The following is an 8715-nucleotide window of genomic DNA, read 5'->3' as shown; positions in this document are numbered from 1 at the left end:
TGCGCGTAATGGTGTAGGACTTGCAGCCATTCAGGTGGGTATTGATCTAAGAGCATTGATCATCAACATACCTTTAGAGGATGCAGATAGTGAACATGATCAGCCTAAAGAAAATACTTTAGAGATGATAAACCCTGTCATTATTGAAAAAGACGGTTCAGAGAAGTTTCAAGAGGGGTGTCTCTCTATTCCTGGTGTCTATGAAGAAGTAGAACGTGCTAAACATGTAAAAGTAGAGTATTTTGATAGAGAAGGCAATAAGCACACGATAGAAGATGATGACTTTCTTGCTATCGCTATCCAGCATGAGATAGATCATTTGGATGGTAAAGTATTTATAGAAAAGCTCTCATATATGAAAAGAAAAAAGTTCGAAAAAGAGTGGAAACGAAGAGTTTAAAGAGGCATAAGCACTTATCCTGCAGAAGCTAAGTGCTTCTGACTCTCCTTTTGTTTGACTGTCAAGTTTTATAGGAAGTACTTCCTATAAAATGTATTATTTATACCCCTTGCATGATCATTGCATCAGCTACACGTTTAAATCCTAAGATATTTGCAGCAGAGATAAGATCCATATCAAGATTATATTCATCACATGTCTTTTTGAGTTCAATGTAAATATTTGACATAATGTCATGTAGTCTTTTGTCTACTTTTTCAAACGAAAGATAATTGAGTGAACTGTTTTGGCTCATCTCTAAAACACTGACGGCAACACCACCGGCATTGGCTGCTTTTGCTGGGGCAAAAAGAATTTTGTTCTTTACAAAAAGATCGATAGCTTGAGGCGTTGTAGGCATATTTGCACCTTCCGCAACAATCTTAACATCATTGTCTATGAGTAATTGTGCAGAACTTTCACCTAACTCATTTTGTGTGGCACAAGGAAATGCTGCAAAACATGGGATATCCCATACAAAACTACACCCTTCAGTATAGTTTTCTCTTTTTACATAAATAGCTTTCTTTCGTTCCAATGTATAATATTCTAGTGAAGCTCTTCTTTCTAGTTTTATCTTTTTTAGAAGCTCAAGGTCTATACCGTTACTGTCATGAATAGCACCTTTGGAGTCCGAACAGGTTACAGGGATAGCACCGAGTTCATAGAGTTTCTCTATGGCATGGATCGCTACATTACCGCTACCGCTAATGGTACATATTTTACCTTTGAGTGTTTCTCCTATATCCTCTAAGAGGGTTTGGGTGAAGTATATAAGTCCGTATCCTGTTGCCTCGGTACGACCTAAACTTCCACCTAGGGGAAGTGGCTTGGAGGTAATGATGCTGTCATAAGAGTTGGTGAGTTGTTTATATTGTCCAAAAATATATCCTACTTCTCTGGCCCCTACACCTATATCTCCACCCAAAATATCAATATCTGCACCGATACTGTTATAAAAAGAAGACATAAAAGCTTGACAGAATTTCATGATCTCTTTATCACTTTTACCTTTAGGATCAAAATCAGCCCCACCCTTTGCACCTCCTATATGAAGTCCGGTAATCGCATTTTTAAATATCTGTTCAAAAGCAAGAAATTTTAAGACATCCGGATTGACCGAAGGGTGGAAGCGGACACCGCCTTTGTAGGGTCCAAGAGCATTGTTAAATTGGATTCTATATCCATTGTTGACATGGATAATATTGTCATCATCCATCCATTCTATTTTAAAGTGTATGCCTCTATTTGGAACCATAATACGGTCGATGATATTTTCATGCACATATTCGGGATGTTTTTTTATAAGAGGTTCAATCGTGTCGAGTACTTCTCTGAGTGCTTGTAAAAACATAGTATCATGTTTACAGTTACTTTTTTCGGCACGTAGCATCGCCTGCTCAATATACTCCATGAGATTCCTTTGTGTTTGTATCATTCAAATTATATTACAATTTGACATATTTTTAGCCTATTTCTCATATTTAGTGCATCATGACTCTATGAATGCAAAAATAGATAGTGGTACACCACCCAACAAACGACAGATTAATGTGAAACAAAAAAAAGAGTCTATAGTGAATAGACTAACCTGCGCCACGCTTGAGGGAGTCAATGCACAAGTGATAGAAATAGAAGCTACATTTACCAAAGGACTTCCTGGTTTTACTGTGGTAGGTTTAGCCAGCAGTGACATACAGGAAGCAAAAGAGAGAACAAAGTCGGCACTGCTTACCAATGATTTTGTTTTTCCTCCCCTTAAAATAACGGTCAATCTGAGTCCATCGGATTTAAAGAAGTCAGGGACACATCTAGATTTGGCTATGGCACTATTGATCGCTATGCATAAAACCGTAGTAGAGGAAGAAGGACTTTTTGTCTTTGGTGAACTTGGATTAGATGGAAAAGTGAAAACAAGCTCCATGCTTTTTCCTCTGGTTTTATCTCTTAAAGAGCAGGGGCTTATTGAACGGGCAATTGTGCCTAAAGAGTCCATTCCATATCTAAGTCACATATCCGGGGTAGACTTTATCGCAGTAGAGTCATTAAATGAGGCCATAGAGATACTGAAGAGCAAGAACTTTCAAGCAAATGTACAGGCATTTTCTTATGAATCGGAAAGTTTTACGATCAAAGAGATACCCTACTATTTTGAACGAAAATATGAGAGTGATTTTATAGATGTAAAAGGACAGACCGTAGCCAAAAGAGCTTCACTCATCGCAGCAGCAGGTATGCATAACTTTTTGATGGAAGGAAACCCGGGATGCGGAAAGAGTATGATAGCCAAACGCATTAAAGATATTTTGCCTCCCCTGTTTGAAAAAGAGATACTCTCCATAGCCAAACATCAGTTTTTGGATGGCGTGACACCAAACTTTTCAGCGCTGCGTCCTATAAGATCTCCTCATCACACTGCAACCTCTGCATCTATATTTGGGGGAGGCTCATCGGTGGCTAAAATAGGGGAGGTCGCTTTGGCACATAAAGGGATACTCTTCTTCGATGAACTTCCTCATTTTTCCAAAGCAGTACTAGAAGCCCTTAGAGAGCCACTGCAAGACAAAAAGGTACATATAGCAAGGGTCAATGCCAAGATAGAATATGAAGCAGATATTATGTTCATTGCAGCGCAAAACCCTTGTCCCTGCGGTAATCTGCTATCAAAAAATAAATCCTGTAGATGTAGCGAAGTAGAGATAAAACGTTACCAGAATAAACTCTCTGACCCTTTTTTAGACCGTATAGATCTTTTTGTGGTGATGCAAGAGGTAGACAGTTTGGATAAAGGAGATATAAGTTCTGCACAAATGCATCAAGAGGTACTCAAAGCATTTAAAAGGCAAAAAGGCAGAGGACAGAGTAGACTCAATGGAAAGTTGTCAGAAGGGGAGATAGAGAGCTATTGTCTTTTAGATAGTGATGCAAGTCGAATTTTAGAAAATGCCATCAGTAAATTCGGACTTTCACATAGAAGTATCGCATCAGTGAAAAAGACAGGTAGAACGATAGCAGATCTCAATACACATGAAATGATAGAAAAATCAGATATATTGGAAGCATTGAGCTATCGGAGAAGATAGCGCTTTTATTTCACTGCATCTTTGGATAAAAGGCTATTCTAGAGATAAAATTATATATTAGGCACAGACCACTTTTGTAACAACAAAGCCACCTATGACGAGCCATGCGAACATTGCTGTAGCAGTATAGACTGGAGCCAGTCCCAATCCTTTAAATTTAGAGAAGCGTGTTCCCATACCCAGCGCTGTCATAGCCATGGTAAGAAGAAAGGTATCTATTTCGTTAATGATATGTACAATGTTTTCTGGAATCAAGTGCAGTGAATTAAATCCTGCAACACCTATAAAGTAGACAGCAAACCAAGGGATAACAAGTTTGACACTCTCCGTAGCTCCACCCTCTTTTTTCGCAGAGTAGCTTAAGTAGATCCCAAGAACAATGAGCATAGGGGCTATCATGATCACACGTGTCATTTTGACAATGACTGCTGAGTTTGCCATTTCTTCAGGGGCACCAGGCACGGAAAAAGGTACAGCCACAACTTGTGCAACTTCATGGATGGTTCCACCTACATAGATACCAAATTCTCTGGCCGTCATATGTAAAAATCCTGTGGCATTTTCGAAGATGGCGGTATAGAGTACAGGGTAGAGGAACATAGAGATCGTTCCAAATAAAACAACCATAGAGACTGCGATGGCAGTTTTATACTCTTCTGCTTTAAGTACAGGTTCTGTGGCAAGTACAGCTGCAGCTCCACAGACAGAGGCACCAGAAGCCGTTAGCATAGAAGTATCTTTGTCCATACCAAATATCTTATGTCCTAGCCAAGTTCCAAATATAAAAGTTGTTGAAAGCATGATGAGTGAAACCAGAAAGCCGTCCATACCTACTTCAGCTATTTGTTGAAACGTAATTCTAAAACCATAAAAAACGATCGCAAAACGAAGGATCTTCTTTGCAGAAAATGTAATACCTGTCTCCCACTCTGAGGGAAGTTGATTATGCAGGGTATTAGCATAAAATATACCAAGAACAATACCGATGACCAAAGGCGAAAGCCCTAATGCTTTTACTGGACCAAGTTCTGCGATAAATGTTGCCGCTGCAGAAAAAATAGCAACAAATAAAATACCACTCATCGTGCCTTTACGTTTTTGTGGGGAAAACGGCATAAAAATCCTTTAATTCAAAATAATTGATAACATTTTAAAAATTCTACTATAATTTTGATATAATTTACGAATTATTCATTGGTTTAATAATGAAATATATGATGAAAATTTATTTTAAATAAGAGAGAAAATATGAAATTAACACTTAGACAGATGGAGATCTTCTTAAATGTTGTAGTCTCCGGGCATTTAACAAATGTTGCAAAAGATATGAAACTAAGTCAATCCGCTATCTCTATGTCCATTAAAGAATTGGAAAATATCTTGGGTCGACCGGTGTTTGACCGAATCAATAAAAAGCTTGTACTCAATGAAGTGGGACGTGCATTTTATAAAGAGGTAGACCCTATCTTTAAAAAGCTTTCAGATATTGAGTATGAATTTAAGAATTCAGAAAACAAGGGTATGATCCGTGTAGGAGCAAGTACTACTATCGTAGATTACTTGATGCCTGCCATTATCTGTAGTTATATGAGTTCTTACCCTGAGGTTAAGATCACGCTTAAAGAGGGTAATACCAAAGAGATCGCAGACATGATCAAAGAGGGATCGATCGATATTGGATTTGTTGAAGGATTTGTACAGGGATCAGATATAGTCAAAGAGAAAATAGGGGTAGATGAACTGGTAGTAGTGACAGCAGATCAAAACTTGTGTAAAAAATGTACTATAGATGAATTGGAAGATAAGAGATGGGTACTTAGAGAAGAAGGTTCTGGTACAAGAGAAGTCTTTTTAGAGTATATTAAAGAAAAAGTAGATGATTTAAATATTTTCTTGGAGCTAGGACATACAGAGTCTATTAAAAGTATTTTGATGAACCGTGAATGTTTGACCTGTATCTCTAAGATCTCAGTAAAAAGTGAGATAGAGGAAGGAAAACTTCATAAGATTCCTGTACAAAACTTTGAGTGTAAAAGAGATTTCCTGATGATATACCATAAAGATAAGTATCATAGTGCACTGTTTGAAAAGTTTGTTTTCTTCTCTAGAAAACTGATGATGCAAATGATAGAGGGGGAAACTTCTTTCCCTATCAATGGTTATCAAAACGCCTAAAGGCATTTTGATACTCTTCAGGATGATTGAGGTTTGTAAATGGTTCGTCTTCATTAAACTGTACGAAAAGTGTATTTGCAAGGCGAAGTAAATCACTTAGCTTATGGTTGCCTTTTTCCAATTGTGCATAGGCTAAAGGCAAGATAGATTCTTTATAAAGCCCACAAAGAGGTTGAACACCGCTAGGACTTTGGGCGATTATTGCATCTCGATCACATTCATTATAAGTTAATATCTTCTCTATGGTATCTCTGTTTACAAAAGGTGCATCGACACTTAAAATAAAAACTTCTTCTACCTTCAATGTTTCAAACACAGAGATGAGCCCTACAAGAGGGGAATGGTCTGGATATCTATCTTCAATGACCGAACAGTCAAAATTAAATTTATTCTCTTTTGCTGAGATATATACTTTTTGAAATAGTGTGCTCAGTCTATGGTATTGAAACTCCGTGAGGGTAGCGTATTGACCAAAGGGAAGAAGCGCTTTGTCCTCACCCATACGGGAGCTTTTCCCTCCTGCGAAGATAATGGCATATGTTGATTCTATCATGCAGGTATGCTCACTTTACGTTTTTGATGTATAAGTAAGACAAAAAATGCCATCAAAGTGATCAGTGACTCTACCAAGAAAAGGTATTCTCCGTAGATCTGACCGGAAAGTAGCGCACCTAAGGAACCACCAAGTCCAAAGGCTATACCCAGAAAAAACTGTTGTGCAAGCTTCTTTTGTGAATAGAGTGAAAAGACATAGGTAATGGCTGCAGTATGGTAAAGTGCAAAACTTATGGCATGTAGGGATTGTGAGGCAAATGTAAGTGTCACAGAATCTGGAAAGAGGAAAAGTATCATCCATCTAAACGCTGTGACAAGTGTGGCAAATTGCAATATGTTTAGTAAGTTTCTTTGTAACAGAGGACCTTGAAAATAGAGCATAAAGATTTCACAGATAACACCAAAACTCCACATCCAACTGGTCATCTCAAGTGAAATACCATGGTCAGTTTCATAGATGGTAAAGAAATTATAAAATCCACCAAAACCCACTTGCATTAAAAAGATAGAAATCCAAAATGCCCAATATTTAGAGAGGGAGAATGAAGCATCCTCTTGTGCAGTAGAGTGAGAAGTCGTATCATATTTGGTGAGCATAGCACCAAAAAGAAGGGTTAAAAATGCCATAGCGCTTAAATAATAGAGGGCTTCATAAGGTGACTCAAGTACTTTCCCCAACCAAAGTGCGATACCCATAAAACCAAGAGAACCCCAGAGCCGCACTTTCCCATAACGGTGTTTTGACAAGGAAGCCAGGGCTATGGTCTCAACATAGGGAAGAGAGATACCCATCGCTGCGCCAAAGAGAAGGTTCGCCAGAAGATAGACCCAAAAATCATTTACGGTTGCCAAAAAAAGTAGGGTGCCTATAAAGGTAAAGAGTAAAGAGATCTGATATACCTTGGAGGTTAAAGAGATAGTGTGTCGAAAGACAAAAGGCAGTAAAAAGCGCATAAAAGGGGCAGCAGCATAGATGATCCCGACATCCAGGGGAGAGTATCCAAGATCAAGCAACACTTTTGGCATAAAGATGACATAGACACCCACAAGGGCAAAATAAAAAAAGTAGTAAACCCCTAAAAGTGGTGAAAGAAGTGTGCTTTCTTGTTTCATTTTTTATGTACAACAGCTGTGGCTGATAAAAGGTCATGTAGCGTTTTATTGTCTTTCCGGAAAAACATAAGTGCCCAGCCCAAAAGGGTAAAAAGTGAAAGAATTGCAGCCAAGTTTCTAAAGATGATGACAAACAGAGTAGGTTTCTTTTTTGTATTTTCATCGATAAGTATGATGTTATAGGCACGATACCCCGGTGTCTGGCCTGTCATATGCATAAAGATCGTTTGGACAATGACTAGGGGAAGAAGGATGTAGAACCACCCTAACAGTTTATGTTCGGCAAAATCTTCCCGACCATCCATGACAAGATAAAAAACCACATACATGATGGGCATGAGCAGCATAAAGGCATCGGTTAAAAAGGCTTTTATTTTCAATCCTGCTGAAGCATAATCCTTCTCTTTTTTAGTTGGGGACTTGACTTTGGGTGTCTCTACTTGGATCTTACCTTGTTTGATGTCCCTAAATCGTTGTTTTGCCATTAAAAATCCCAAATAGCAGCGGCATAAGGACCGGAGAAGTCGATGTCTGCATGGAATCCGTCCACCAGATCATCACTGTCTAGATGAAATGCTTTGTATCCTGCTTCCAGGCCTATGCCCATAACTAGGGTATAACGTGCAGAGAGTTCATAATCATAAGCAGTCATATCCCAATAGCTGATGGCATTGGCTTCAAGCTGGAAAGAGAGATCTGTTGCAGGTACATTAAAACGGGCTTTTCCATAAAGCAGTGGAGCCCAGATAGAAAAATCTGCACTGTCATACGCTCCAGCTGCACTAACACCCATATCTCCACTGAAGTATCTTAGAGTAATTCCAGCATCAACTTCTACCCAGTTATCAAATACTTCATAATAGAGTGTCACATCTGTCATGTCAAGAGACATACTACTATTAATATGCCCATTAATGTTTCCAATATCACCCCAGGTAAAGTCTTCTACACTAGAACTCCCCCCATGCGAGAGGGTTGTGTATCCCAGTTTTACATTGGGGAGCAAAGGAAAAGGGTGCTCGAGATAGGCGTTGAAGAACATATCCTGCTCCTCACTGAATCCAAAAGTCTCTTCGAGGTTTGAAGCGGTACTTTTATAAGAAGCATTTCCACTAGGATCATGGTTGAAGAAACCAAGAGAGACTTCTCCTCCTGTCATATCAGCATGTATGGGACTGAGTGTTAAAAGTGTGAACAGAGTAATGTTTATAATAGTTGGCATTTTATTGTAACCCTTGTGTCATAGTAAAGATAGGTAGAAGCATCGCTGCAACAATGACTCCGACAACCGCACCGATGAAGAGCATCATAAATGGCTCAAGTAACCCTAGAAGCAGTTTGAGTCTGTCT

The 8715-nt window shown here is 38.8% G+C and carries 9 protein-coding genes; 3 read left to right on the top strand and 6 right to left on the bottom strand.

The annotated features are described in order from the left end of the window. A partial coding sequence (gene def / locus ABZC96_RS06000) for a peptide deformylase (protein WP_373029783.1) occupies nucleotides 1-400 on the top strand: 400 nt, incomplete at its 5' end. A 100-nt stretch (nucleotides 401-500) separates the two neighbouring features. Here def and gdhA read toward each other — a convergent pair. Then, on the bottom strand, nucleotides 501-1853 hold the full coding sequence (gdhA, locus tag ABZC96_RS05995; RefSeq protein ID WP_373029782.1) for an NADP-specific glutamate dehydrogenase: 1353 nt from the start codon (nucleotides 1851-1853) through the stop codon (nucleotides 501-503). 88 nt (nucleotides 1854-1941) lie between these two features. Here gdhA and ABZC96_RS05990 point away from each other — a divergent pair, with 88 nt between their 5' ends. After that, nucleotides 1942-3522 carry a YifB family Mg chelatase-like AAA ATPase gene (locus ABZC96_RS05990; RefSeq protein WP_373029781.1) on the top strand — a complete coding sequence of 527 codons (1581 nt, stop codon included), beginning with the start codon at nucleotides 1942-1944 and terminating at the stop codon, nucleotides 3520-3522. A gap of 57 nt (nucleotides 3523-3579) precedes the next feature. Here the strand turns inward: ABZC96_RS05990 and ABZC96_RS05985 are convergent, their stop codons facing one another. Then, nucleotides 3580-4638 (bottom strand): YeiH family protein, encoded by a 1059-nt coding sequence (locus tag ABZC96_RS05985; RefSeq protein ID WP_373029780.1) that lies wholly within the window; start codon nucleotides 4636-4638, stop codon nucleotides 3580-3582. Between the two features lie 132 nt (nucleotides 4639-4770). Here ABZC96_RS05985 and ABZC96_RS05980 point away from each other — a divergent pair, with 132 nt between their 5' ends. Beyond that, nucleotides 4771-5697 (top strand): LysR substrate-binding domain-containing protein, encoded by a 927-nt coding sequence (locus tag ABZC96_RS05980; RefSeq protein ID WP_373029779.1) that lies wholly within the window; start codon nucleotides 4771-4773, stop codon nucleotides 5695-5697. On the opposite strand, the gene mobA is transcribed toward ABZC96_RS05980, so the two are convergent. The 4 genes from mobA to ABZC96_RS05960 are packed head-to-tail and all read right to left on the bottom strand — an operon-like array spanning nucleotide 5675 to nucleotide 8587. Then, nucleotides 5675-6250 (bottom strand): molybdenum cofactor guanylyltransferase MobA, encoded by a 576-nt coding sequence (gene mobA / locus ABZC96_RS05975; protein WP_373029778.1) that lies wholly within the window; start codon nucleotides 6248-6250, stop codon nucleotides 5675-5677. The two genes, ABZC96_RS05980 and mobA, sit on opposite strands and share 23 nt — an antisense overlap. Then, entirely contained in the window at nucleotides 6247-7365 is a 1119-nt protein-coding gene (locus ABZC96_RS05970; RefSeq protein WP_373029776.1) for an MFS transporter, read from the bottom strand. The genes mobA and ABZC96_RS05970 overlap by 4 nt, the downstream gene beginning before the upstream one ends. Continuing rightward, nucleotides 7362-7850 carry an RDD family protein gene (locus ABZC96_RS05965; RefSeq protein ID WP_373029774.1) on the bottom strand — a complete coding sequence of 163 codons (489 nt, stop codon included), beginning with the start codon at nucleotides 7848-7850 and terminating at the stop codon, nucleotides 7362-7364. Before ABZC96_RS05965 ends, ABZC96_RS05970 begins: the two co-directional genes overlap by 4 nt. Continuing rightward, entirely contained in the window at nucleotides 7850-8587 is a 738-nt protein-coding gene (locus tag ABZC96_RS05960) for a TIGR04219 family outer membrane beta-barrel protein (RefSeq protein WP_373029773.1), read from the bottom strand. Before ABZC96_RS05960 ends, ABZC96_RS05965 begins: the two co-directional genes overlap by 1 nt. Between the last annotated feature and the right edge of the window lie 128 nt (nucleotides 8588-8715).

Origin of the sequence: Sulfurovum sp. (genome assembly GCF_041551015.1) — a bacterium.
Classification (GTDB): Bacteria; Campylobacterota; Campylobacteria; order Campylobacterales; family Sulfurovaceae; genus Sulfurovum.
This window is presented reverse-complemented; position numbering and strand designations above follow the sequence as displayed.